20 protein-coding genes are annotated in these 22,599 nt (G+C 75.4%); 6 read left to right on the plus strand and 14 right to left on the minus strand.

The window, feature by feature from the left end:
* The first annotated feature begins 59 nt into the window (after positions 1–59).
* Positions 60–263, plus strand: coding sequence for a hypothetical protein (locus KZX45_RS11455; protein WP_248257874.1), 204 nt, complete (start codon positions 60–62; stop codon positions 261–263).
* 5 nt (positions 264–268) lie between these two features.
* Here KZX45_RS11455 and KZX45_RS11460 read toward each other — a convergent pair whose 3' ends face one another.
* The 3 genes from KZX45_RS11460 to KZX45_RS11470 form a co-directional block, all read right to left on the minus strand.
* Complete coding sequence (locus KZX45_RS11460; RefSeq protein ID WP_248257875.1) at positions 269–1,930, minus strand: NAD-dependent epimerase/dehydratase family protein; 1,662 nt, start codon at positions 1,928–1,930, stop codon at positions 269–271.
* Positions 1,927–3,147, minus strand: a complete 1,221-nt coding sequence (locus KZX45_RS11465) for a zinc-dependent alcohol dehydrogenase (RefSeq protein WP_248257876.1) — start codon at positions 3,145–3,147, stop codon at positions 1,927–1,929. The genes KZX45_RS11460 and KZX45_RS11465 overlap by 4 nt, the downstream gene beginning before the upstream one ends.
* Positions 3,148–3,236: 89 nt before the next feature.
* Entirely contained in the window at positions 3,237–3,395 is a 159-nt protein-coding gene (locus KZX45_RS11470) for a hypothetical protein (RefSeq protein WP_248257877.1), read from the minus strand.
* 93 nt (positions 3,396–3,488) lie between these two features.
* On the opposite strand from KZX45_RS11470, the gene KZX45_RS11475 reads away from it, so the two are divergent.
* Positions 3,489–4,025, plus strand: a complete 537-nt coding sequence (locus KZX45_RS11475; RefSeq protein ID WP_248257878.1) for a pyrimidine dimer DNA glycosylase/endonuclease V — start codon at positions 3,489–3,491, stop codon at positions 4,023–4,025.
* A gap of 30 nt (positions 4,026–4,055) precedes the next feature.
* Here the strand turns inward: KZX45_RS11475 and KZX45_RS11480 are convergent, their stop codons facing one another.
* On the minus strand, positions 4,056–6,434 hold the full coding sequence (locus KZX45_RS11480; RefSeq protein ID WP_248257879.1) for an MMPL family transporter: 2,379 nt from the start codon (positions 6,432–6,434) through the stop codon (positions 4,056–4,058).
* 100 nt (positions 6,435–6,534) lie between these two features.
* Between KZX45_RS11480 and KZX45_RS11485 the strand changes: the two genes are divergently transcribed.
* A complete protein-coding gene (locus tag KZX45_RS11485) occupies positions 6,535–7,074 on the plus strand; it encodes a MarR family transcriptional regulator (protein ID WP_248257880.1) in 540 nt (179 codons plus the stop codon).
* A 195-nt stretch (positions 7,075–7,269) separates the two neighbouring features.
* Here KZX45_RS11485 and KZX45_RS11490 read toward each other — a convergent pair whose 3' ends face one another.
* Complete coding sequence (locus KZX45_RS11490) at positions 7,270–7,440, minus strand: CsbD family protein (RefSeq protein ID WP_248257881.1); 171 nt, start codon at positions 7,438–7,440, stop codon at positions 7,270–7,272.
* 218 nt (positions 7,441–7,658) lie between these two features.
* On the opposite strand from KZX45_RS11490, the gene KZX45_RS11495 reads away from it, so the two are divergent.
* From KZX45_RS11495 to KZX45_RS11505, 3 genes are all read left to right on the plus strand, one after another.
* A complete protein-coding gene (locus KZX45_RS11495) occupies positions 7,659–8,579 on the plus strand; it encodes a glycosyltransferase family 2 protein (RefSeq protein WP_248257882.1) in 921 nt (306 codons plus the stop codon).
* Positions 8,576–9,562, plus strand: coding sequence for a UDP-glucuronic acid decarboxylase family protein (locus tag KZX45_RS11500; RefSeq protein WP_248257883.1), 987 nt, complete (start codon positions 8,576–8,578; stop codon positions 9,560–9,562). The genes KZX45_RS11495 and KZX45_RS11500 overlap by 4 nt, the downstream gene beginning before the upstream one ends.
* A gap of 181 nt (positions 9,563–9,743) precedes the next feature.
* Positions 9,744–11,663 carry an HNH endonuclease signature motif containing protein gene (locus tag KZX45_RS11505; protein WP_248257884.1) on the plus strand — a complete coding sequence of 640 codons (1,920 nt, stop codon included), beginning with the start codon at positions 9,744–9,746 and terminating at the stop codon, positions 11,661–11,663.
* 14 nt (positions 11,664–11,677) lie between these two features.
* Here the strand turns inward: KZX45_RS11505 and KZX45_RS11510 are convergent, their stop codons facing one another.
* The 9 genes from KZX45_RS11510 to KZX45_RS11550 are packed head-to-tail and all read right to left on the minus strand — an operon-like array spanning position 11,678 to position 22,565.
* Complete coding sequence (locus KZX45_RS11510; protein WP_248257885.1) at positions 11,678–12,688, minus strand: glycosyltransferase family 9 protein; 1,011 nt, start codon at positions 12,686–12,688, stop codon at positions 11,678–11,680.
* Complete coding sequence (locus KZX45_RS11515) at positions 12,685–13,401, minus strand: SDR family oxidoreductase (protein WP_248257886.1); 717 nt, start codon at positions 13,399–13,401, stop codon at positions 12,685–12,687. Before KZX45_RS11515 ends, KZX45_RS11510 begins: the two co-directional genes overlap by 4 nt.
* Positions 13,398–15,098 (minus strand): adenylyltransferase/cytidyltransferase family protein, encoded by a 1,701-nt coding sequence (locus tag KZX45_RS11520; protein ID WP_248257887.1) that lies wholly within the window; start codon positions 15,096–15,098, stop codon positions 13,398–13,400. Before KZX45_RS11520 ends, KZX45_RS11515 begins: the two co-directional genes overlap by 4 nt.
* Positions 15,095–15,802, minus strand: coding sequence for an SIS domain-containing protein (locus tag KZX45_RS11525; RefSeq protein ID WP_248257888.1), 708 nt, complete (start codon positions 15,800–15,802; stop codon positions 15,095–15,097). Before KZX45_RS11525 ends, KZX45_RS11520 begins: the two co-directional genes overlap by 4 nt.
* Positions 15,799–17,040: a glycosyltransferase gene (locus KZX45_RS11530; protein WP_248257889.1), complete on the minus strand. Its 1,242-nt coding sequence runs from the start codon at positions 17,038–17,040 to the stop codon at positions 15,799–15,801. The genes KZX45_RS11525 and KZX45_RS11530 overlap by 4 nt, the downstream gene beginning before the upstream one ends.
* On the minus strand, positions 17,037–17,996 hold the full coding sequence (locus KZX45_RS11535) for a glycosyltransferase (RefSeq protein ID WP_248257890.1): 960 nt from the start codon (positions 17,994–17,996) through the stop codon (positions 17,037–17,039). The genes KZX45_RS11530 and KZX45_RS11535 overlap by 4 nt, the downstream gene beginning before the upstream one ends.
* Complete coding sequence (locus KZX45_RS11540; protein ID WP_248257891.1) at positions 17,993–19,093, minus strand: glycosyltransferase family 9 protein; 1,101 nt, start codon at positions 19,091–19,093, stop codon at positions 17,993–17,995. Before KZX45_RS11540 ends, KZX45_RS11535 begins: the two co-directional genes overlap by 4 nt.
* Positions 19,090–20,874, minus strand: a complete 1,785-nt coding sequence (locus tag KZX45_RS20290) for an HAD-IIIA family hydrolase (protein ID WP_248257892.1) — start codon at positions 20,872–20,874, stop codon at positions 19,090–19,092. Before KZX45_RS20290 ends, KZX45_RS11540 begins: the two co-directional genes overlap by 4 nt.
* Positions 20,871–22,565, minus strand: a complete 1,695-nt coding sequence (locus KZX45_RS11550; protein WP_248257893.1) for a carbamoyltransferase C-terminal domain-containing protein — start codon at positions 22,563–22,565, stop codon at positions 20,871–20,873. Before KZX45_RS11550 ends, KZX45_RS20290 begins: the two co-directional genes overlap by 4 nt.
* Positions 22,566–22,599 lie beyond the last annotated feature (34 nt).

The raw sequence follows: 22,599 nt of genomic DNA on the forward strand, positions 1-22,599 counted from the left end.
CGCCGTCTGTCGCGTCCGGGCGGGTCGTGCCACGCTGGGACCCGACGAGGGGAGCTTCGATGTCGACACCGAGCCAGCCGCACGACCCGCACTACGAGGACCCGGTCCTGCTCGAGGAGGACGAGACGGTCCCGCCCCGTCCCGAGGAGGAGGCGGCTGACCTGCTGCGCGCCGAGCCCGACCCGCAGGGCCACGGCACGCCCGCCGGGGCGGAGGCCCCCGACGCGACCGAGCTGCCCGAGGTGGTCGAGCCGCCGGACTGACGCCGTCAGGCGATCTTCTCGCCCGCGCGGAAGGCGGGCTCGCGGGCCTGCTCGTGCAGCCGCTCCAGCCGCGTCTGGAAGCCGCGGCTGCTCTCGGCGAGCTCCTCGAACGGCTCGGTGGGCAGCCCGAGCTCGGGAGCCAGGTCGACCAGCGTCTGCCACAGGCCGAGCTGCCCGGCGACCGCGGCGCGCATGATCTCCAGCTCGAGGACCACGCTGAGGGGGGAGCGGCTCATCAGCCGGCCGTTGAGCTTGAGCCGCCCGACGTGCTCCGCCACCCACGCGACCGCCTGCCGGTGCGGCTTGCTGGGCAGGTCCAGCCGGTCGATGAGCGCGGCCAGCTCGTGCCGTGCCGCGCCGATCTCGGTCGCGAGGCGCCCCAGCTCCGGGCCCAGGTCGGTGTCGGCGTACACCTCGGCCATCCGCTCGATCCGGCTCACCCCGCCCGAGGCGCCCATCAGGTGGTCCGAGAGGTAGATGCCGAGCAGGTTCCGGTCGAGGTGGGGCGGGACGTCGGCGCTCATGGTCTCTCCTGTGCCAGTGACGGTGACGGTGGGGTCGGCGTGCCGGCCGCCCCGGGCGCGACCTGACGCGCCCTCGGAGGGGGCGCCCTCGAACTGGGTGTCCTGCGGCCGCATGGGCACGCTCGCGCGGCCCCCGCCCGCCACCAGGCCCTCGAGCAGCTCGCGGAGGGCGGACTCGGCGTCGTGCCGGGGCTGCCAGCCGGTCACCCGCTTGATGCGGCCGCCGTCCATGACGGGCACGCCCATCGCCATGTCCAGCCAGCCGGCGTCAGAGGCGAAGACGCGGGCGTTCCACGCGAGGTCCAGGAACGGCCTGATGAGCCGCGGCGAGATCTCCACGTACCGGCCGTGGTCGAGGATCCGGGCGAGGTCGGCGGGCCAGAGCACCTCGTCGGCCGTGACGTTGAACGCCCCGCCCGCCCGCTGGAGGATCACCTGGAGGTACGCCTGCGCCGCGTCCTCCGCGTGGACCACGTGCACGCGCAGGCCGGCGGGCAGCGGCAGCACCGGCAGAGCGCCGGGGCGCAGCAGCCCCCGCGGCACCCACGGCCCCAGGAAGTACCGGCCGATCTCCGCGCCGGCGTCGGCCGCGAAGATCAGCGCGGTGCGCATGCGCGTGACGACGACCTCCGGGTGGGCCGCCTCGAACTCGTCCAGCACCCGTTCCTGGGCGGCCTTGTCGACGCTGTAGTGCGAGGACCGGATGCCGCCGGTGCGCCACGACTCGTCTCGGGGCACGTCGTCGTCGACGGGCGAGTAGGCCGCCCACGAGCTGGCGCACACCAGCTGCTTGACCCCGGCGACGGCGCACGCCCTCGCCACCCGGCGGGTGCCCTCGACGTTGGTGCGGCGCATCAGGTCGCGGTCGTGGTTGGGCTGGATGAGCCAGGCGAGGTGCACGACGGCGTCCGCGCCGGCGAACGCCTGCACCAGGCGGGAGACGACGGCCTCCTCGGCGGCGTCGTCGGCCGCCTCCGCCCCGACGTCGATCGTCACCCAGTCGGCCGACCGGTAGGGCTCGGCGGACCGGTCGGGCAGGCGGCGGGAGATCCCGACGACGGAGCTGACCTCGGGCGCGGCGGTCAGCGCGTCGAGCACGTGGGTGCCGACGTTGCCGGACCCGCCGACCACGGCGACCCTCATGACTGCGTCCCTCCGGCGGACCCCTTGGGCAGCGTGGGGTCGAGGACCACCTTGATGGCGCCGTCGTCCTTCTTCTGGAAGATCTCGTACCCGTGCGGGGCGTCTTCGAGGGACAGGCGGTGGGTACGCAGGTCGAGGACGCCGAGCGGGTCGTCGGGGTCGGAGGCCAGCGGCAGCACGTCGTCGATCCACCGGCGCACGTTGGCCTGGCCCATGCGCAGGGTGAGCTGCTTGTCGAAGAGGTCCATCATCGGCATCGGGTCGACCATGCCGCCGTAGACGCCGGAGATGGAGACGGTGCCGCCGCGGCGCACCACGGAGAACGCGGCGTTCAGGGCCGCGAGCCGGTCGATCCCTGCCTTGGTGAACAGCGGCTTGGCCAGGGCGTCGGGCAGCAGGGCGGCGCCGGCGTGCACGCCCTTGGCGACCGGGGACCCGTGCGCCTCCATGCCGACGGCCTCGATCACGGCGTCGGTGCCGCGGCCGCCGGTGAGGGAGCGGACGGACTCGGTCAGCGCGTCGCCGTGCAGGTCGATGGTGTCGACGCCGTGGCGGCGGGCCATGGCGAGGCGCTCGGGGACGCGGTCGACGCCGATCACCTGGGAGGCGCCGCGGTGACGGGCGATACGGGCGGCCATCTGGCCGATCGGCCCGAGGCCGAGCACGGTCACCGTGCCGCCGGGCGGGATGTCCGCGTACTCGACGGCCTGCCACGCGGTGGGAAGGACGTCCGAGAGATAGAGGTAACGCTCGTCGGGCTCGCCGTCGTCCGGGACAGGGATCGGTCCGTAGTGCGCCATCGGCACGCGCAGGTACTCGGCCTGCCCGCCCGGCACCTGGCCGTACAGCTTGGTGTAGCCGAACAGCGCGGCGCCCTTGTCGTGCTCGTGCACCTGGGTCGTCTCGCACTGGCTCTGCAGGCCTCGGGTGCACATCCAGCAGGAACCGCACGAGATGTTGAAGGGGATGACCACGCGGTCTCCGGGGCGGATGTGGGAGACGTCCGCGCCGACCTCCTCCACGATCCCCATCGGCTCGTGCCCGAGCACGTCGCCGGCGTCGATGAACGGCCCGAGCACGCCGTACAGGTGCAGGTCCGAGCCGCAGATCGCCGTGGACGTGATCCGCACGATCGCGTCGGTCGGTTCCTTCAGGACGGGGTCGGGGACCGTCTCGACGCGGACGTCCTCCTTGCCCTGCCAGGTCAGTGCGCGCACAGGCGTCTCCTCGTCGTCGTCGGCGCCAGGGCGCGGCCTGGCCGGCGGCTCTGCGCCGGCCCGCTCGCCCCGGGCGGGAACTGCCTCCGTCAGGCGCTGCCGAGCTCCACGTCGTCCTCGCCCTCTGCCTGGTCGGGCTGGTCGGCCGGGTCGCGCGACGTCAGCTCCTCGGGGTCGGCGTCGGGGTCCTTCGCCGGGTCGTACGGCTGCTCGGACGGGTTGCTGGGGGTTCCGGTGCTCTCGCTCATAGGCCCACGGTGGCACCGCCGGTCCCGGTGCGCATCCGGTGCGGAGGCGGTTCGGACACCCGGCGCCTCCGCGTGCCCAGGGAGGATGGTGCGATGAGGATCTGGTCGCTCCACCCCCGCTACCTGGACCGGCAGGGGCTGACGGCCTGCTGGCGCGAGGCGCTGCTCGCGCAGGCGGTGCTGGCCGGGCGCACCCGCGGGTACCGGCAGCACAGCCAGCTCACGCGCTTCCGCGCCCAGCCCGACGCCGTGGCCGCGGTGGGCGTCTACCTCGGGGGCGTCGCGAGCGAGGCCGCCCGGCGGGGGTACCGCTTCGACGTCGGCCGGATCGACCGCCCGGAGCCTCGGGACGGCACGTCGACGGTCGCCGCGACGTCATCGGAGGGCGCGTCGTCGGTGGGCGTGTCGTCGGTGGGCGTGTCGTCGGTGGGCGAGGCGTCGTCGGGCGCGCTCGTCCCGCGCATCCCCGTCACCGCCGGCCAGGTCGCCCACGAGTGGGCGCACCTCTCCGCCAAGCTCACGGTGCGCAGCCCCGAGCGGGCTGCGGCGCAGGTGGCCGTGACCGCACCGGAGGTCCACCCGCTGTTCGTCGTCGTGCCCGGACCCGTGGAGGACTGGGAGCGGCCCTGACCAGCCCGGCCCCGCCGTCGGACGCGCTGGTCAGCCCGCGTGCGCGGGGGCCGGGACGCCGTCCGGCTCGGCAGGCAGGTCCTCGTCGCGTGGGACCCGTCGGGCCCACGGCCACCACGTGGAGCGCCCGATGTCGTGGATGACGCCCGGGACCAGCAGGCTCCGGACGACGAAGGTGTCGATGAGGACACCGACCGCGACGATGAACGCCAGCTGGAGCAGGAACAGCAGCGGGATCACCGCCAGCGCGCTGAACGTGGCCGCCAGCACCAGGCCGGCGGAGGTGATGACGCCACCGGTGACCGCCAGGCCCCGGCGCACGCCCTCCCGGGTCCCGTGCTGGAGAGACTCCTCCCGCACCCGCGTCATGAGGAAGATCGAGTAGTCGATGCCCAGCGCCACGAGGAACACGAACCCGTAGAGCGGCACCGTGGCGTCGGCCCCCGGGAGGTCGAGCACGTGGTTGAACACCACGGCGGCGAGCCCCATGGTGGCGCCGAACGAGAGCAGGTTCGCGGCGAGCAGCACGAGCGGTGCGACCACGGCGCGCAGCAGCAGCGCGAGCATGACGAAGATGGCGATCAGGACCACCGGGATGATCGTGCGCAGGTCACGGGCCGAGGTCTGCTGGGTGTCCAGGCGCTCCGCCGCCGCACCGCCGACCAGCGCGTCCGGCTCGACCTCGTGGACCGCCTCGCGCACGTCGGCCACGGTGCCCAGGGCAGCCTGCGACTCCGCGGAGTCCTCGAGCACCACCTCGACCCGCACGCGGCCGTCGACGACGATCGGCGCCGCGTCCGCGGCCCCGGCAGCCGGACCGCCCTGTGCGCCGTCCGGTCCGCCGGGTCCGCCGTCCGGTCCGCCGGGTCCGCCGTCCGCTCCACCGGGTCCGCTGTCCGCTCCACCGGCCGGGGCGCCGCCGCCCTGGGCGGCGGCCTCCGTGAGCACCGTGGCGCCCAGCACGCCGTCGACCCCCTGCGCCGCCGCGACCACCGCCTCGGCGGAGCCCTCGGGGGCGATGACGACGGTCGGCTCCACCTGGCCGACCTCGAAGTGGCGGGCCAGCACCTCCCCGCCCGTCACGGCCTCGACGTCGCTGAGGAAGATGTCCGAGTCGCTGGTGCCCTCGGCCCGGAGGGTGGTGACGAAGGCGGCGGCGCCGGCCAGCACGACGGCGGTGAGCACCCAGACCGGACGGTCGTGGCGGGCGACGAACCCGGCCAGGCGCGCCCACAGGCCGGCCCGCTCGGCACGGGGCTCCGCGGGGCGGCCGATCTCGTGCCTGCCCGCGGGGCGGACGTAGTGCGGTGTGCGCGGCCAGAACACGTAGCGCGAGCGGCGCCCGCCCACCAGCAGCATCGCCGGCAGGAGCGTCAGCGCGGCCAGGACCGAGGCGGCGATGCCGACGGCACCGACCGGGCCGAGGCTCGAGTTGGAGCCGAGGTCGGACAGGAGGAGGCAGAGCAGCCCGACGATCACCGTGCCCGCGCTGGCCAGGATCGGTTCGAGGGAGGCGCGCCAGGCGGCCCGCATGGCGTCCACCGGGTGCGCGTGCCGGGTCAGCTCCTCGCGGTAGCGCGCGACGAGCAGCAGGGAGTAGTCGGTGGCGGCGCCGATGACCAGGATCGAGAGGATCCCCTGCCCCTGGCCGTTGAGCTGGATGATGTCCGCGGCCGCGAGCGGCTTGACCACGAGGGCCGCCAGGCACAGCCCGAACACCGCGGTGAGCAGCACCGCGAACGGCAGCGACGGGGACCGGTAGACGATCACCAGGATCACCAGGACCACCACGAGCGCGACGCCGAGCAGGATGCCGTCGATGCCGCCGAAAGCGGAGACGAGGTCCGCGACGTAGCCCGCCGGGCCCGTCACGTACACGCTCAGGTCCGCAGCGGCGAGCGTCTCGGCGCCGGCGTCCCGCAGCGTGTCGACGGCGACGTTGACGAGGCGCTCCTCGTCCGCCCCCACGAGCTCGTTCGCCCGGTCCGCGTCGATCGCGACCGGGACCAGCACCGCCTCGCCATCCTCGGACGGCACCGCCGCCACGGGGCCCGTCAGGGCATCGCCGAGCGCTCCGCCGCCCGGCAGCTGGAGCTCGGGCACCGCGGCGGCGAACTCCTGCGCGGCGGCGACCTGCTCCGGCGCCAGCGTTCCGCCGTCGGCCGCGGTGGCGACGACGAGAGCCGGCAGGCTCGTGGTGTCGACGAACTCCCGCCCGGCCTCACCGGCCAGGGTCGACTCGGCGCTCGCCGGCAGGAAGGCGGCGGCGTCGTTCTCCTGCACCTGGGACAGGGTGCCCTGGGCCATGCCGCCGGCGGCACCGATGCCGAGCCACGCGAGCAGGACCGCGACCACCACGAGGGCGCGGAGGACGGCGCCGCGGCGAGAACGGCGGGCGGTGTGGTTCATCGGAGTCTCCAGTGGAATGCTCAGGGTGCTGAGTAATCATGAGGTCATGACGTCTCCTGGTGCAACCGCGGACGATCGGCGGTGGGGGAGGATGGGCGGCGTGAGTCGACGACCCGTGGCCGAGGACCAGGCACGACCCGCCGAGCGCGGAACCGCCGGTCCGGAGTCCTGGCCCACCGGCCGGCTGCTCTCGATGGCCGCCCGCCGGGTCGAGCGTTCGTGGGACGCCTACCTGGAGCAGTGGTCGCTCACGCACGCCACGCTGCCGGTGCTGGCCGTGCTCTCCGCGGGGCCGCACTCGCAGCGGGAGGTCGCGCGTGCCCTGAAGGTCACCGAGCAGACGATGAGCCGGATGCTGGTCGGGCTCGAGCAGGTCGGGTACGTGCGCCGGGAGCCCCACGCCACGGACCGCCGTCGCCACGTCGTGGCCGTCACCGATGCCGGGCTCGCCGCACTCCGGGCGATCGACGACCCGGCGCTGCTCGAGAGGATGGTGTCGGCCTCGCTGACCGCCGACCAGATGGGCGAGCTGCGGACGATGCTGCTGCGCATCATCGAGGCGGACCCGTCCGGAGATCAGCCGGGGAACTCTCCCTCGCTCCCGCGGGAGGAGAGCCGATCACCAGCAGGTCGGGAGTGAGGGGTCGCAGCGCTGCCGAGGGTCATCTGGCTGGCACGGGCGAGCGCGGCCGTAGCCAGCCGTCCGGAGTGAAGCGCACCGCGTCGCCCCGCAGAAGATCACCGCGTCGACCCAGGCATGGGTCAGGGGCGGCGTTCGCACGCCGCCCCTGACCCGACGAGTTCCGACCCTGTGGGTCGGGCATGCGGTCACGGCCTACCTGAACGTGTCCTTCACGTTCTCGCCGGCCTGCTTGAGGTTCCCGCTGGCCTGGTCCTTGTGGCCCTCGGCCTGCAGGCTCCGGTCGTCGGTGGCCTCGCCGGTGGACTGCTTGGCCTTGCCCTTGGCCTGCTCGGCCGCGTTGCTGACCTTGTCTCCCAGACCCATGAGGTCTCCTTCCGTCGACAGGCTGCCCCAGCCGGGGCCGCCACGTACGACGCTACGACCGGATGAGGGAGCCCGCACCCTGGCCGGTGCGTCGCGGGTCACCGCCCGGCGAGCGAGTTAGCAGCCCTTCCGGATGCGAGCACCGCCACCCCGTGTCACCGTGACGGCGACCGACCACGCCGGAGAGCGGGAGGAACTGTCATGGCGGGACGCCAGGCATGAGCCCGGAGGATCCGGGAGTCACGGTGGTCGTCGTCAGCCAGAACCGCCGCGACGAGCTGCTCGCGTCCCTCGCCCGCCACCGCGCGCCAGTCGTCTACGTCGACAACGCCTCCACCGACGGCAGTGCCGACGCGGTGAAGGAGCGGTTCCCGCACGTCGAGGCGGTCAGGCTGCGCCGCAACGCCGGCGCCTACGCTCGGACCATCGGCGCCCGGCGCGCGCGCACCCCCTTCGTCGCCTTCGCCGACGACGACTCCTGGTGGGCGCCCGGGGCGCTGGCGGCAGGGGCCGCGACCCTGGCCGACCACTCGCGCCTGGGTCTGCTGAACGCGCGGATCCTGGTCGGTCCCGAGGCCCGGGCCGACTCTGTCTGCGAGGTGATGGCGCGCTCGCCGCTGCCGCGTGAGCCTGGCGTCCCTGGCGTGCCGATCCTCGGCTTCGTTGCCTGCGCAGCCATGGTGCGCCGGGAGGCCTTCCTCGCCGTCGGCGGCTTCGACCCCGTGGTGCGCTTCCCCGGCGAGGAGGAGCGTCTGGCGATCGACCTCGCCGCCGGTGGGTGGGCGATGAGCTATGTCGACGACGTCGTCGTGCACCACCACCCCTCACCAGTGCGCGACTCCCCGGAGCGGCGCGTCCGCGCCATGACCCGGGCCGGCGTGCTCACGGGCGTCATGCGCCTGCCGTGGCCCGACGCCGTCGACCGGTTCCGGCGCGCCCTGCGCGCGGGTCCGGCGGAACGATCCGGTGCCCTGGACGCGCTGCGCGATGTCCCCGCCGCGCTGCGGACGAGGCGGCCGGCTCCGGCGGAGGTGCTGCGCCAGCTCGACCTGCTGTCCGCGACCACGGATCTGCCGGATCGCCGGCCGGCCGACGAGCGCGTCCCGGCGGGCGCGTCGAGCTACGGAGGTGATGCATGAGGACGGTGCGGAGCGCGTCCGGGCGCGACGGTGCGCCGGACCGGAGGGCCGTGGTCACGGGCGGCGCCGGGTTCCTCGGCAGCCACCTGTGCGAGACGCTGCTCGCCGACGGGTGGGCGGTGGTCTGCCTCGACAACTTCCTCACCGGCACGCCCGGCAACGTCGCACACCTCGTGGGCCGGCCGGGGTTCGAGCTGGTGCACTGCGACGTCACCGAGAACGCCCACGTCCGCGGCGACGTCGACCTGGTGCTGCACTTCGCCTCCCCGGCCTCTCCCGTGGACTACCTCGAGATGCCCATCGAGACCCTCCGCGTGGGGTCCGTCGGCACCGAGCGCGCCCTGGGAGTCGCCCGCGACAAGGGCGCCCGGTTCGTGCTCGCCTCGACGTCGGAGGTCTATGGCGACCCGCAGGTGCACCCCCAGCCTGAGGACTACTGGGGCCACGTCAACCCGATAGGCCCGCGCGGGGTCTACGACGAGGCCAAGCGGTACGCCGAGGCGCTGGTGACCGCCTACCGTTCGACGCACGGCGTGGACACCGGCATCGTGCGGATCTTCAACACGTACGGCCCGCGCATGCGGCCCGACGACGGACGGGCGATCCCGACGTTCATCCGCCAGGCGCTCGCGGACGAGCCGATCACCGTGGCAGGTGACGGCACCCAGACGCGGTCCGTGTGCTACGTCGACGACCTCGTCGCCGGCGTGCTCGCCATGACCGCCAGCGCGCACGCGGGGCCGGTGAACATCGGCAACCCGCACGAGCGGTCGGTGCTCCAGATCGCGGAGGACGTGCGCGCGGCCACCGGCTCCCGCTCGGAGATCATGTTCGTCGGCCGCCCGACCGACGACCCGGAGGTCCGCCGTCCGGACACCACGCTCGCCGCCGAGGTGCTCGGCTGGCACCCCACCGTGACGTGGGAGGAGGGGCTGGGCCGCACCGTGGCCTGGTTCCGGGAGGCGCTGAGCGAGAGCGCCTGACCGGGGTGATCGCGACGTCGACGCAGACGTCGTGCGCGTGGGACCGAACCCCCGGCAAGGCGTCGGACGAGTTGTCCACAGCCTTGACCTGGGATGACGGCGGTCCATGGCCGAATGTCAGACCCACCACGTAGTGTTTCGAACATCAGTTCACGACGTGGTGGTCAGGGGGTGAGCACGGATGGTCGCCATCGAGGCCGAGCGGCTGACGCGTGACGTCGCGCAGCCGACGACGGCGGCCCCGGCGCCCCTGCTCACCGGACTGCGGACGGCGGTCGAGGGGCTGCGAGCCGGCGCCCCGGCGACCGGCGCGCAGGGTTGGGGTCATGCCGAGCGGGAGGCTGCGATCACCGCCCTGGACGCCGTGATCCAGGACCTCACGCTCTACCGGGGCAAGGTGCTGCTCGCCCATCGCGAGGACGGCCGGTGGGGGACCGCCAGGGACCGCGACTACGCCGACTGGCGCGCCCGGACCACCGGGGCCGGGCGCGGGGCCGCGCTCGGTGAGCTTCAGGTCGCCGAGGGCCTGCAGGCGATGCCCGAGGTCGAGGCTGGCGTCGCCGCCGGAGAGCTGACTCTGGAGCACGCCAAGGCGCTCTCGCGGTTGCGGGCGGGCGCCTCCGAGGAGGTCCGGGCCGCCCTGGACTCAGGGATGGCCGCCGACCTGGCCGCGAAGGGCAAGGAACTGTCCGCCCCGGAGCTGGCGAAGGCAGCGCAGAAGGCGGCCGCCACGGTCGACTCCCGCGCCGCGCAAGAGTCCTTCGAGGCCTCCTGGCGCCGCCGAGCGGTCACCACCACCCGCAGCGCGGGCGGTCGCTCCGGCACGTGGGTGCTCGACGACGTCTCCGGAACCATTGTCGAGACCGCCCTGGACACGGTCGCCGGTGCTCCGGCCGCCGACGACCCACGCACCCGCGCCCAGCGTCTCGCAGACGCCCTCGTCACGATGGCCTCGCGCACCCTGCAGACCGGGTCCGACCTCAACGGCGCCCAGATCCGCCCCCACATCGCGCTGATCACCGACGAGGAGACCTGGGCCGCCGCCCGTCGCCACCGTCAGGCGATCGAGGACGCCACCGGCGCCGCGGTCCAGGCAGCCCATGGCAGCGGCGCCGCGTTCGGCCTCGACGCCGACGGACGCCCCCGCACCACCACCGACGTCGAGGCCACCGACGGCGCCGGTCCCCGGGCGGGAGGCTGTGCGAGATCCGGGCGCGTCAGCCGCCCCACGTCCGGGTCGCCCGCCCTGCCGGCCGTCGCGCCGGCCGAGCTCGAGGACGGCACGCTTGTGCCGCTGGGTGAGCTGCTCCGGCTGATGTGCGACTGCGAGATGACTCGGGTCGTCATGGACGCGGACTCCCAGGTCCTGGACGTCGGGCTCACCCAGCGCACCTACGCGAAGGAGATCCGCCGGGCGGTCACCACCCGGGACCGGCACTGCCAGTGGCCCGGCTGCCAGATCCGTGCCTCCTGGTCCGAGGTCCACCACATCATCTGGTACTCCCGCGGCGGGCCGACATCGGTCGAGAACGGAATCACCGCCTGCAGCTACCACCACCACGTCATCCACCGCGACCACGTCCGCATCGTCCCCCTGGCCGACGGGTTCGCCTTCTACCGGGCCGAGGGAACTCTCATCGGCACCACCAGACGTGACGCCCGCCGTAGACGCCCGAACGTTCCGCCGGCCCCCGGCTCCACCGGAATCGCCGGAGGTGCAGCAGCGCGGTCAGGGCAGATCGATGACCGCACGCCGGCTCCCGACCCCGCCCACGCCCAGCTGCTCGCCGTCCACGAACAGATCACGTCCAGCAACGGCCGCCTATCGGCCGGCCTGCTTGACGCGCTCACCGGATCCACGGCACCGCCGTACGACCGTGTCACGCCCGACGGATCGACGGCGTCGCCGGGCGACCGTGGCACGCCGCCGCCACAAGTCGGGCATCGGGGCACAGCCTTGCCGTCGAACGGACCGCCGGACCTGCACGCTCCGAGCGCCGACGGCCACGCCGCCGTCCGGAGCACAGCCGCACCGCCGGGTACTCGACCTACTCCGTGGGACGCGTCACTCCTCGACCAACCCGCCGAACCGCCGTTCTGATGTGGAACGGCTGCTCAGCTGGGCGCGGTGGTGCGGGCTGTCGTCGTCTCGAGCAGGTCACGCGCGGCCTCGACGACCTCATCGACCCCGATCTCGGCGAGCGCAGGATCGACCGTGACGGCGTGCGGATCGCAGGGGCCCGTCCCGTGCCACACGACGGTGTGCAGGTGATGATCGATCGCCGGCCCCCACCACGTCGGCGGGGTCGGGCCGAACAGCACCACGGACGGCGTGCCGAGGGCTGTCGCGAGGTGGGCCACCCCGGTGTCCCCGCACACGAGCAGGCCGGCCGTGCCCACCCTCTCGGCGAGGGCGGGAAGGTCGAGACTGCCGGCCACGGAGTGCACTCCTGCGCCGGCGGCCCGGGCGATGCGCCGGCACACGTCGACCTCGTCACCGGATCCCGTGAGCACCACCGGGTGGCCCGTCGTGGCCAGCGCACGGGCGACGGCGGTCCAGCGCTCGGCCGGCCAGCGGCGAGCCAGCGATGCGGCCCCTGGGTGCACCACCACCGGCTCTGTCTCGACCACCCGGCCATCTCCGGCGGGCCCCCTTCCTCGCTCCGCGCCTGCCTGTGCCGGCAGGCGCAGATCCTCGGCCGAGCAGTCCCCGCCCGCAGACCGCACGAGCCGGCACCAGCGGTCGACCTCGTGCTCGTCGCGTACCCAGGGCGGCCCCGGATGCCCCACCTCCGGGCACCCGAACGCGACGAGCCGCGACGGTCCCGTCGCGGAGAGCAGCTGATGGCTCTGCGGGCCGCGGCCGTGGAGGTTCACGGCCACGTGGCCGCCCGGGCGTTCCCAACGCAGCGGTGCGTCCAGACCGGAGGTGGGCAGCACCTCGTCGACGACACCGAGCTCGCGCAGCCACCCGCCGGGCGCGGCAGGTCCCGCGAGCACCAGGCGTCGTCCGGGGAACGCCCGGCGGAGCCCGCGCAACGCCGGTACTGCGGTGAGGGTGTCGCCAAGCCCCAGCGCACGCAGCACGAGGACGTCACCGGCCGGGCCGTCGTCCCGCGGTGTCATGGCCAGGAGGTCTCCCCGGACGCCATGACGAGCATCTCGCGGATCTCGCTGCCCACCGGCTGCCGCAGCGCCGTCAGCACGGCCGAGGCGGTGTTGGCGGGGTCGTTGAGATCCTGGTCCGGCGCGGGGCGGAACCGCTCGTCGCGCCCGTCGAAGAAGGCGGTGCGCATCCCGCCGGGCACCAGGCACGTCACCCCGACCCGGCCGGCGTACTCCGCCGCGAGTGCCTGGGAGAACCCGCGGATCGCGAACTTCGAGGCCGAGTACGCCGTGGCGGCGTCCGCGCCACGAAGCCCGAGCGTGGAGGAGACCGTCACGACGGTGCCCCGCACCTTCTCCAGGTGGGGCAGGCAGGCGCGAATCACCGCGACCGTGCCGAAGAGGTTGACGCGGACCACCTTCTCCCACGCCGCGGGCTCGATCTCCAGGATCGGGCCGCACGCGTCCGTCCCGGCCGCGGTGACCACCGCCGACGGCGGTCCCACCTCCTTCACGAGCCGGTCGACCGCCTCGGCGGCCGCGCCGGAGTCGGCGAGGTCGACCGTGACGTGCGGGACTTCGCCCGGAGGGGCGACCCGGTCGAGGACGGCCGCGGCGCCGCCCGCCTCCCGGACGGCGTCGACGACGGCGGCCCCGAGCCCGCCGGCGCCGCCGGTGACGAAGACGGTGCCCACCTCGCGGGGGGCGCGGGACTGCTGCGGGGCAGTGCTCATGCAGGACTCCTTAAGGGTGCGGACGCCCGGGCCAGGCCCGAGCGTTGGATGATCGAGGTGGTGGAGCGCCCGCCGAGGTACGGCAGCAGGACCACCCGCCCGCCGTGGAGTCGGACGACCTCCGACTCCGGCAGCGGCGCGCCGCCGTAGTCGCCGCCCTTGGCCCAGACGTCCGGGCGCAGCCGGTCGAGGACCGCACGGGGGTCGTCCTCGTCGAAGACGACGACGGCGTCCACACAGTCGAGCGCGGCCAGGACCCGGGCACGGTCGGGCGCGGGCACGACCGGCCGGCCGGGGCCCTTGAGCCGGGTGACGGACGCGTCGGAGTTCATGACGACGACGAGGTGGTCACCGAGCCGGCGAGCCGCCTGCAGGGTGGCGACGTGGCCGGCGTGGACGATGTCGAAGCAGCCGCCGGTGGCCACGAGCGTTCCGCCGTCGGCGCGGAGCCGGGCGGTGAGCCGGTCGAGCGCGCTGGGGTCCTCGCTCCACGGGCGGCCGGGCCGGGCCTGGCCGGCGCCGACCGCGCGGGCCGGGTCCGGGGCACGGTCGGCGTCCTGAGCACGATCGACCTCCTTGGCACGGCGGGCGTCCGGGACACCGCCGGCCTCGTCGCGCCCGGCGTCGCCGCTACCCGTGCCCGCGGCAGTACGGGCGGTGCGGTGGCGGAACCCCTCGGCCCCGCCGGCCGCCACCCAGGCGGATGCGTCGGCGACGGCGAGCTCCACCGCCTCCGGCACCAACGCCCCGCCGGCCAGGGCGACGGTGCAGCTCGCGGCAAACTGGTCGCCCGCGCCGCAGGGGTCACCGTCGGCCGCGACGGCGGGGAAGAACGCTGCCTCCGCGCCGGATCGCGCCAGGTAGGCACCTGCAGCGCCGGCGGTCACGCACACGGCGGCGGCCTGCCAGCGGCGGACCAGGTCGGCGGCGACCACGTCCGGCGGCGCGTCGGCCGCGACCGCGGACGCCGCCTCGAACCCACTCGCCCCTGCTGCCTCCGCGCCGGCCGCATCTGTCAGGGCTGCGGCTGTCGGGGCTGCCCCCGCCCCTGCTGCCCCCGCCCCTGTCGCACCCGCTCCGGCCGTACCGACCCCGGACGCAGCGGCCCGGGCCATGGCTGCGTGGGCCTCGGCAGCGTTCGGCGTCACGAGCGCCGCGCCGGGCACGGGCGGCCCGCCGCGCGGGTGCGGGTCCCAGACCAGCCGAGTGGACCGGGCGGCGTCCGCGAGCAGGGCGCGCAGCGCGGGGTCGCGGGTGACGCCCGCGCCGTAGTCGGAGACGAGCACGGCATCGGCGCCGGCGAGAACCGCCGAGACCTCCGCCGTCGCGACCGGGCCCGGGGTTCCCGGTCCGCCGTCGTCCACGCGCACCAGAGACTGGCCGCTGCTGCGCACGCGCGTCTTGGTGCGCGTCCCGCCCTCGTGCGGCAGCGCCACCAGGGTGAGTGCGCGGCGGAGCTGGGCGGCCAGGCGCTGGCCCGGTCCGTCGTCGGCCACGGGCGCGACCAGGGTCACCCGGGCGCCGCCCGCCGCGCACAGCAGCGCGGCCAGGCCCGCCCCGCCGGGGCTCTCCCGGGTACCGGTGACGTCCACGACCGGCACCGGGGCGTCCGGACTGAGCCGCTCGACGCGGCCGTCGACGTCGCGGTCCAGGACGACGTCGCCGACCACCACGACGTGCGGCACCTGGCGGCTCATGCGGTCCGCCGCAGGGGATCGGGCGCGGCGCGGACCGGCGAGGCGTGCGGCGAGGCGTGCCCCGCAGGGCCCAGGGCGAGCGGTCCGGGGCCCGGGTCGTTGGCGAGAGCTGCACCTGCGGAGAGGTTCGCGAGCTCGGCGTCCAGGACGGCGCACAGGGCATGGATCGCGACCAGGTGGACGGCCTGGACGGCGGCGGTGGAGGGCGCGTCGACGCACAGGGCGTCGTCGCTGCGTTCCTGGAGCGGGTTGGGTCCGCGCCCGGTCAACGCCCACACGTGCATGCCGATCTCGCGGCCGCGCTCCGCGGCGCGCACCACGTTCGGGCTCTTCCCCGAGGTCGAGAGGAGGACGAGCACGTCACCGGGCCGCCCGTGCCCCTCGACCTGCCGGGCGAACATCTCGTCGATGCCGTAGTCGTTGACGATGGCCGTGACCGACGAGCTCTCCGCGCACAGCGAGATGGCGGAGAAGGGTCGGCGCTCCGCCAGGAAGCGGCCGACCAGCTCCGAGGTCAGGTGCTGGGCCTCCGCGGCGCTCCCGCCGTTCCCGGCGGCGAGGAGCCGGCCGCCGTCGAGCAGGCGCTCCGCCAGGGTGCGGCCCCACCGCGCGACGGTGCCGGACTCGCACCGCAGCGCGGCCAACGCGGCATGGAGCTCGCGCTCGTGGTCCTCGATCCAGTCGAGAGCGTTCAGGGCGTTCATGCCGTCGCCTCCTTCAGCGCGGGGTCGGTGGCGGTCTCGTAGGCGGCGAGGGTCCCGGCCGCCACCGTGGCCCAGGAGAACCGGTCCAGGGCGCGGCGCCGGGCGGCGACGCCGAAGCGGCGGCGCAGGTCCGGGTCGCCGAGCAGGGTCGTGAGCGCGCCGGCGAGGGCGGCGGCGTCGCGGGGCGGGACGAGGAGCCCGGTCTCGCCGTCGGACACGCTGTCGAGCAGCCCGCCGACGGCGGAGCCGACGAGCGGTCGCCCGCACGCGGCGGCCTCCAGCGGGACGATCCCGAACGGCTCGTACCAGGGCGTGGCGACGACGACGTCGGCGTCCCGGATCAGCGCCGGCATGTTGCCGCGGGCCACCGACCCGAGGAACCGCACCTGGTCAGTCACGCCCAGCCTCGCGGCCAGGGCGCGCAGGCGCCGGACCTCTGGGTCGCCGTCGACCTCGGCCGCCGAGGGGCCGCCCGCGACCACCAGCTCCGCGTCGGGCAGCGCGGGGAGCGCCTCGACGACGGTCGCGATGCCCTTGCGGGGGACGAGCCGGCCCACCGACAGCAGCCGGTACGGCCGACGCCGGGGCCCCGCCGGGCCGGGGCGGTCACCCGCCCCGGCGGGGTCGCCGTCGCCGGGGGTGAAGTGCTCGACGTCCACCCCGCAGGGCACCACCCGCACGCTGCTCTCCGGGACGCCGAGGCGCCGCAGCTCGGTCACCTCGTCGCTGCAGGTGGCGACGACAAGGTCGACGGCCCGGCCGATGCGGCGCTCGTCGCGGATCCGGCCGGGCGGGGAGGTGTCCGCGGCGCCCTGGTGACGCCGCTTGACCGTGCCCAGCGCGTGGTAGGTGTGCACCGTCGGCACCGGGACGGTGCGGGCGGCCTCGAGGACCGCCAGGCCGGACATCCAGAAGTGGGAGTGGACCACGTCGGGCCGGCCGCGGAGCGTCCAGGTGCGCGCGAGCCACCGGCCGAAGGCGGGCATGAACGGGGCGAGCTCGTCCTTCGGCAGGGGGACGGGTGGCCCGGCGGGGACGTGCACGACGGTGACCCGCTCGTGCATCGGCACCCGCTCCGGCAGGTCGGCGCGGTCGCGGCGGGTGTAAACCTCGACCTCGTGCCCGTCCTCGGCGAGGGCGGTGGCGAGCGCGGCGACGTGCACGTTCTGCCCGCCGGCGTCCACCCCGCCGAGCACGGCGAGCGGGCTCGCGTGCTCGGAGACCATGGCGATCCTCATCGATCTACCTCCTTCAGCAGCTGCTGCCAGTCGGCGAGGAACCGGTCCAGGCCGAAGCGGTCCAGTGCGTGCGCGCGTGCGGCCTGCCCCCGCGCACGGGCCTCGTCGGGGTCCTGGAGCCACCGCCTGGCGGTGGCGACCAGGACGTCGGGGTCGGAGCTGACCACCCCGGCGTCGTCGGGGACCGCCTCGGGGGCGGCGGTGGTGGCGAGCGCGAGCACCGGCATCCCGAGGGTCATGGCCTCGAGCAGGGACAGCCCGAGCGACGTCCACCGGTAGGGGTGGAGGTATGCGCGGTGCCGCGCGAGCAGGTCGTGCATCCGGTCCTGCGGGACGTCCTCGTGCAGGTGCCCGGCCAGGTGCGGGGCGCGCTCCTGAAGCGCCGCCATGCCCATGCCGTGCACGGCGACCGGCAGCTCGTCCGCGATCCGCAGCAGCACGTCCGTGCCGGCCACCCGCCAGCGGCGCACCGGCTCGTTGACCACCACCCCGAGCCGCTCCTCGGTGCCGGTGTACCGGTAGCCCGGGTCGACCAGGCCGTGGTCGATCACGGTGGTGGGCGCTGCGCCGCAGTCCCACATGAGGGCGTTGAAGGCGGTGACGTGCACGACCGGGATGTCGGAGCGGTCCGCCAGCGGGTGCCGGGTGGCCGGTGCCGGCCCGGCGGGGGTGTTGTGCTCGACGTAGACCGCCGGGACGTCGGCGCCGGCCCGCAGCCCGGTCCACTCGCGGAGCAGGTCGATCTCGTGGGGGCGCTGGAGGACGACGACGTCGCAGCCCTCCTCCCGCAGCTGGGCCGGGGTGAGCTCGCGCGCGGCGGCGGGCCAGGTCCAGGTGCGCGCCCGGCCGAGCCCGTCCGGCCCGCGGTCGGGCAGGACCGGGATCAGGTACTCGTCCGGGCCGTGCACGAACGGGGTGAGCCAGGAGCCGTGGACGTGCCAGATGAGGATCCTCATGCGTGCACCTCCGCCGGGGCGAGCGTGCGCACGGCGCGGACGACGTCGGCCGGCGGCACCCCCGTCAGGCACGGGTGGCCCGGGACGGGGCACTCGCGGGCGCGGGTGTCGCGGCACGGCGCGTGCTGGTCGCCGAGCACCACGGCCGGGACGCCGTACGGCGCCCACCGTTCGGCCGGGACCACGGGGGAGAACAGGGAGACCACCGAGGTGCCGACCGCCGCGGCGAGGTGGGCGGGACCGGTGTTGCCGACTACGACGCACGCGGCGCCGTCGAGCACCGCGGCGAGCTCGGCGAGGTCGGTGCGTCCGGCCAGGTCGACGACGCGGCCCGGCCCGTCGTCGGCCGGGCCCACCGATTCGTGGGCCGGGCTGGGCATGATGCCGGCGGGGCCGGCCACGTCGTCGGTCGGGCCCGAGACGACGGACGCGAGCTCGCGCTCGCCCGGCCCGCCGGTGACCACGACCGGCCACCCGTCCTCCCGCAGTGCCGCGACGACGGCGCGCGCGTGCCCGGCGGTCATGGCGCGGGCGGGCACCGACGCGCCGGGGTGGACGACGACGTAGGGCCGGTCCGGCACGAGCGCGGGGGCCGGCGGGAGGGGCCGGCGCAGGGCGAGTCGTCCGTCGTCGCCGGCCGGCAGGTCCGCGCCGGTGGCGCGGACGAGGTCCAGGGCCGCCTCCACCTCGTGCAGCCCGTCGGGCCGCCGGTGGCGTACGTCGAGCAACGAGCCGGGGTAGTCGACGCTGGTCGCGGCGACGTAGGGAATGCCGGCCATCCGGGCCAGCAGCGCCATCGGCAGCGGGCTCTGGTGGAAGGAGGTGAAAATGACGCACCGGTCGTAGCAGCGCTGCGCGAGCAGGGCGACCAACCTCTGGAGCTGGGCAGGGTCGGCCGGCGGTGGGACGTAGCCGGACCACGGGACCTCGGCCACGAGCACGCCGTCGACACCAGGGAGCAGGCGCGCCGCGCCCTGACCCGACGGGCTGACCAGCAGGTCGAGGTGGTCGGCGGAGGTGGCCAGCGCGCGCAGCGCCGGTCCGGCCAGCAGGACGTCGCCGTCGTTGTCGAGCCGGACGCCCAGCACGCGGCTCATCCCACGACCGCCAGGGGCCGGACCGGCCGGGCACCGTCGTCCGCGCGGGGTACGCCGTCGTCGGGCGCCCCGGGCGCTGCAGCGAGCAGCAGCTCCACCGCGGCGGCGAGGTCCGGAGCCACCACGTCGGCGGCGGCGATCTCCTCGGGCCGGGTGCGCGACGTCGGGACCAGTACCGCGCGGGCGCCGGCCACGCGGGCGGCGTCGACGTCGGCGCCGATGTCGCCCACCACGGCGCACTCGTACGGCGCCACGCCCAGCGCGGCGGCCGCACGCAGCACCATGAGCGGTCCGGGCTTGCGGCAGGCGCAGCCGTCCTCGGGACCGTGGGGGCAGTGCTGCACGGTGTCCAGCCCGCCGACCTCGGCACGCACCCGCTCGTTGACCGCGGCGACGTCGTCCTCGGTGAGCAGCCCGCGCGCGACCCCGGACTGGTTGGTCACCAGCCCGGTGCGCAGACCCGCGGCGCGGACGCGGCGCAGCGCCTCGAGGGCGCCGTCGACGAGCCGCACGCGGTCGGGGTCGCCGTTGTAGGGGACGTCGTGGACGAGGGTGTCGTCGCGGTCGAGAAGGACGGCGCGCAGCGGCGGCGGCCAGGCGGCGACGCCGGCCCGGTAGTCCAGCGCGCCGCGACCCCGGTGCCACACCGCCAGCCAGGGGATCACCACGCTGGTGGCCGCCATGCGGCCCCACTCGGACAGCCACCCGTCCTGGCCAGGGTGCGGCCCCGGCGCGATGCGCCGTCGGGCGAAGTCGGCGGTCAGGGCCGCCCAGGCGGCGGCCGCGATGACAGCGGATGCTGTCGAGCGCAGCGCCGGCGGGTGCGGTCGCGCAGGCGGGTGGTGCGGCGCGGGCGGGCGGTGCAGGGCAGATAAGTGGTGCTGGGCAGATGAAGTCGTCCCGAGCGCACTTGTCGGGCCCAGGATCACTTTCTCGCCCTTGGTGTCCAGGTAGGCCCCTGCAGCGAGCGCAGCGACACCGGCCGCGACCGTGGCGACGTGCCAGCGGAAGCGCCCGCGTCCCGTCTCGGCCTCCCGCCGCCAGCCTGGCCCGTGGAGGGCGTGCATGAGCGCGTCGGAGCGTGCGCCCGCCTGCATGCGCAGGCTCACCGACCAGTCGGCCGGGCGGGCGGGGTGCACGATCGAGCGGGCGCCGCGCTCGAGGCGCCAGCCGGCCCGCCGCACCCGCAGGGCGAGATCGGCGTCCTCCCGGTAGGCGCGCGGGAACCGCTCGTCGAAGCCGGCCACGGCGGCCAGGGCGGCGCGCCGGTAGGCCATGTCCGCCGTCGCCCACCGGGCGGTCTCGAGGCCGGCGGTGTTGCGCTCCCAGTCGGTGGGCCGCCGGTGCGCCGGCAGCGGCACGTGGATGCGGCCCTGGTTCCCGCCGACGTCGTCGCCGGCGGCGGCCAGGTCGGCGCCGAGGCGGCGGGACCAGTCGCGGGGGAGGAGGACATCGTCGTCGAGGAAGGCCACCCAATCGGCGGACACCGAGCGCCAGCCGGCGTTGCGGGCCGCGGCGGGGCCCCGGCCGCCGGAGCGGACGACCCGCACCGGCCACGGCAGCTGAGGCACGTCGAGCGCCGGCGGGACGCCGGTGGCGGCCGCCGGGCCGCCCGGGGGCACCGGGGCGGCGTCGAGGGGCCGGTCGTCGACGAGCACCACCTCGGCGGGCGCCACGTGCCCCGGGTCGCGGGCCTGGGCGGCGAGGGAGTCCAGCAGCACCCGCAGCGACGGCCGCCCGATCGTGGGGACCACGACGGCGTAGCCCGGCGCGGCGGTCACAGCGCGACCCCGGCCGCCTCGTGGACGCGCTCCGCACCGGCGAACATCATCGACCGGCGCACCAGGTGCGGTCCCACGACCAGGACGTCCACGGGGGCGGAGCCGAAGAGCTCGAGGGCGTCGCGCGGGTCGTCGACCATGGGCCGCCCGGCCGTGTTGAGCGAGGTGTTGACCACCACGGGCAGGCCGGTGCGGCGGTGGAAGGCCTGGATCATCGCCCCCAGCCGCGGCTGGGTGGCCGGGTCGACGGTCTGGATGCGGGCGGTGCCGTCCACGTGCACGACGGCGGGGATCCGGTCCCGCCAGACCGGGGCGACGTCGTGGACGAAGAGCATGTACGGGCTCGGCACCGGCCCGCCCGAGAAGATCTCCGCGGCGTGGTCGGCGAGCACCATGGGTGCGACCGGCCGGAACTGCTCGCGTCCCTTGACGTCGTTGAGCCGCTCCAGGTTCGCCGCCACGCCGGGGTTGGCGAGGAGCGAGCGCTGACCGAGCGCCCGGGGCCCGAACTCGCTGCGGCCGTCGAACCAGGCGACGACGCCGTTGTGGGCCAGCACCTCGGCGACCTGCTCGTCGAGGTCGTCCGGGGTCGTGAACGGCACGGCCGCACCGCGCAGCCAGGAGGCGAGCTCGTCGTCGGACCACTGGCGGCCCAGCGCTGCCGACGGCATCGGTGCGGTGGTCTCACCCCGGTCCGCGGCCGCCTGGAGCGCCGCGCCGAGGGCGGTTCCGGCGTCGCCCGCCGCGGGCTGGACCCAGACCTCCTCGAACGGGGTCTCGCGCCAGATGCGGGAGTTCGCCACGCAGTTCAGGGCGGTGCCGCCGGCCATGGTGAGGACGCGGTCGCCGGTGCGCTCGTGCAGCCACCGGGCGAGATCGACGAGGACCTCCTCGAGCCGGGCCTGGACCGAGCAGGCGAGGTCGGCGTGGGCGCCCCGCCAGGCCTCCTCGTCGAGACGGGCGTCGCGGTCGCGTGCGGGCGACCACCGCGACCAGTCCGGGACGGGCGCCTCGAAGCCGCCGTCGTCCGTGGCCCGGATCGTCTCGCGCAGCTCCTCCAGGTGGCGCGGCTCGCCGTAGGACGCCAGGGCCATGACCTTGTACTCGTCGGAGGAGCGCAGGAAGCCGAGGTGCTCGGTGAGGGACTCGTAGAGCAGGCCGAGCGAGTGCGGGAGGTCCTGGGTTGCGAGGACCTCGAGGGAGCCGCCGGTGTAGCGGCCCGAGAGGTGGGAGGCGTGCTCGCCACGCCCGTCGAGGACCAGGACGCTGCTGCGCTCGTGGGGTGAGGCCAGCGCGCCCGACGCCGCGTGCGCGACGTGGTGAGGGACGAAGCGGACCTTCTCCGGGTCGAGGCCGGGCAGCGCCGCGGCGAGGAACTGCGGGGCCCGCCGCGCGTAGGTCTGGCGCAGGTCGTCCCACGGGTCGACCAGGCCCAGCTGGTCGACGGGCCGGGCGAGCGCCGGGTCGTAGGAGTAGGCGACGACGTCGAGGTCCGCCGGGGTCAGCCCCGCCTCCTTGAGGCACCACCGCATCGACAGCTCCGGCAGCTCCCACGCCGCGAAGGGCACCGGGCGCTTGCCGTGCTTGCGCCGGGAGAACCGCTCCTCCTCGGCGGCGGCGACGACCCGACCGTCGATCACCAGCGCGGCGGAGGGATCGTGGAACAGGGCGTTGACACCGAGGATGCGCATGAGTGGCGGCCTTTCCCGTCGTCGTGCACAGTCA

The sequence above is a fragment of the Georgenia sp. EYE_87 genome (assembly GCF_023148685.1).
Lineage (GTDB): Bacteria > Actinomycetota > Actinomycetes > Actinomycetales > Actinomycetaceae > Georgenia.

What these genes read in the sequence shown, in the direction of transcription:
- KZX45_RS11455 (WP_248257874.1), top strand. Translation starts at nt 60, where the DNA reads ATGTCGACACCGAGCCAGCCGCACGACCCGCACTACGAGGACCCGGTC.
- KZX45_RS11460 (WP_248257875.1), bottom strand. Translation starts at nt 1,930, where the DNA reads ATGAGGGTCGCCGTGGTCGGCGGGTCCGGCAACGTCGGCACCCACGTG.
- KZX45_RS11470 (WP_248257877.1), bottom strand. Translation starts at nt 3,395, where the DNA reads ATGAGCGAGAGCACCGGAACCCCCAGCAACCCGTCCGAGCAGCCGTAC.
- KZX45_RS11475 (WP_248257878.1), top strand. Translation starts at nt 3,489, where the DNA reads ATGAGGATCTGGTCGCTCCACCCCCGCTACCTGGACCGGCAGGGGCTG.
- KZX45_RS11480 (WP_248257879.1), bottom strand. Translation starts at nt 6,434, where the DNA reads ATGAACCACACCGCCCGCCGTTCTCGCCGCGGCGCCGTCCTCCGCGCC.
- KZX45_RS11490 (WP_248257881.1), bottom strand. Translation starts at nt 7,440, where the DNA reads ATGGGTCTGGGAGACAAGGTCAGCAACGCGGCCGAGCAGGCCAAGGGC.
- KZX45_RS11495 (WP_248257882.1), top strand. Translation starts at nt 7,659, where the DNA reads ATGAGCCCGGAGGATCCGGGAGTCACGGTGGTCGTCGTCAGCCAGAAC.
- KZX45_RS11500 (WP_248257883.1), top strand. Translation starts at nt 8,576, where the DNA reads ATGAGGACGGTGCGGAGCGCGTCCGGGCGCGACGGTGCGCCGGACCGG.
- KZX45_RS11505 (WP_248257884.1), top strand. Translation starts at nt 9,744, where the DNA reads ATGGTCGCCATCGAGGCCGAGCGGCTGACGCGTGACGTCGCGCAGCCG.
- KZX45_RS11510 (WP_248257885.1), bottom strand. Translation starts at nt 12,688, where the DNA reads ATGACACCGCGGGACGACGGCCCGGCCGGTGACGTCCTCGTGCTGCGT.
- KZX45_RS11515 (WP_248257886.1), bottom strand. Translation starts at nt 13,401, where the DNA reads ATGAGCACTGCCCCGCAGCAGTCCCGCGCCCCCCGCGAGGTGGGCACC.
- KZX45_RS11520 (WP_248257887.1), bottom strand. Translation starts at nt 15,098, where the DNA reads ATGAGCCGCCAGGTGCCGCACGTCGTGGTGGTCGGCGACGTCGTCCTG.
- KZX45_RS11525 (WP_248257888.1), bottom strand. Translation starts at nt 15,802, where the DNA reads ATGAACGCCCTGAACGCTCTCGACTGGATCGAGGACCACGAGCGCGAG.
- KZX45_RS11530 (WP_248257889.1), bottom strand. Translation starts at nt 17,040, where the DNA reads ATGAGGATCGCCATGGTCTCCGAGCACGCGAGCCCGCTCGCCGTGCTC.
- KZX45_RS11535 (WP_248257890.1), bottom strand. Translation starts at nt 17,996, where the DNA reads ATGAGGATCCTCATCTGGCACGTCCACGGCTCCTGGCTCACCCCGTTC.
- KZX45_RS11540 (WP_248257891.1), bottom strand. Translation starts at nt 19,093, where the DNA reads ATGAGCCGCGTGCTGGGCGTCCGGCTCGACAACGACGGCGACGTCCTG.
- KZX45_RS11550 (WP_248257893.1), bottom strand. Translation starts at nt 22,565, where the DNA reads ATGCGCATCCTCGGTGTCAACGCCCTGTTCCACGATCCCTCCGCCGCG.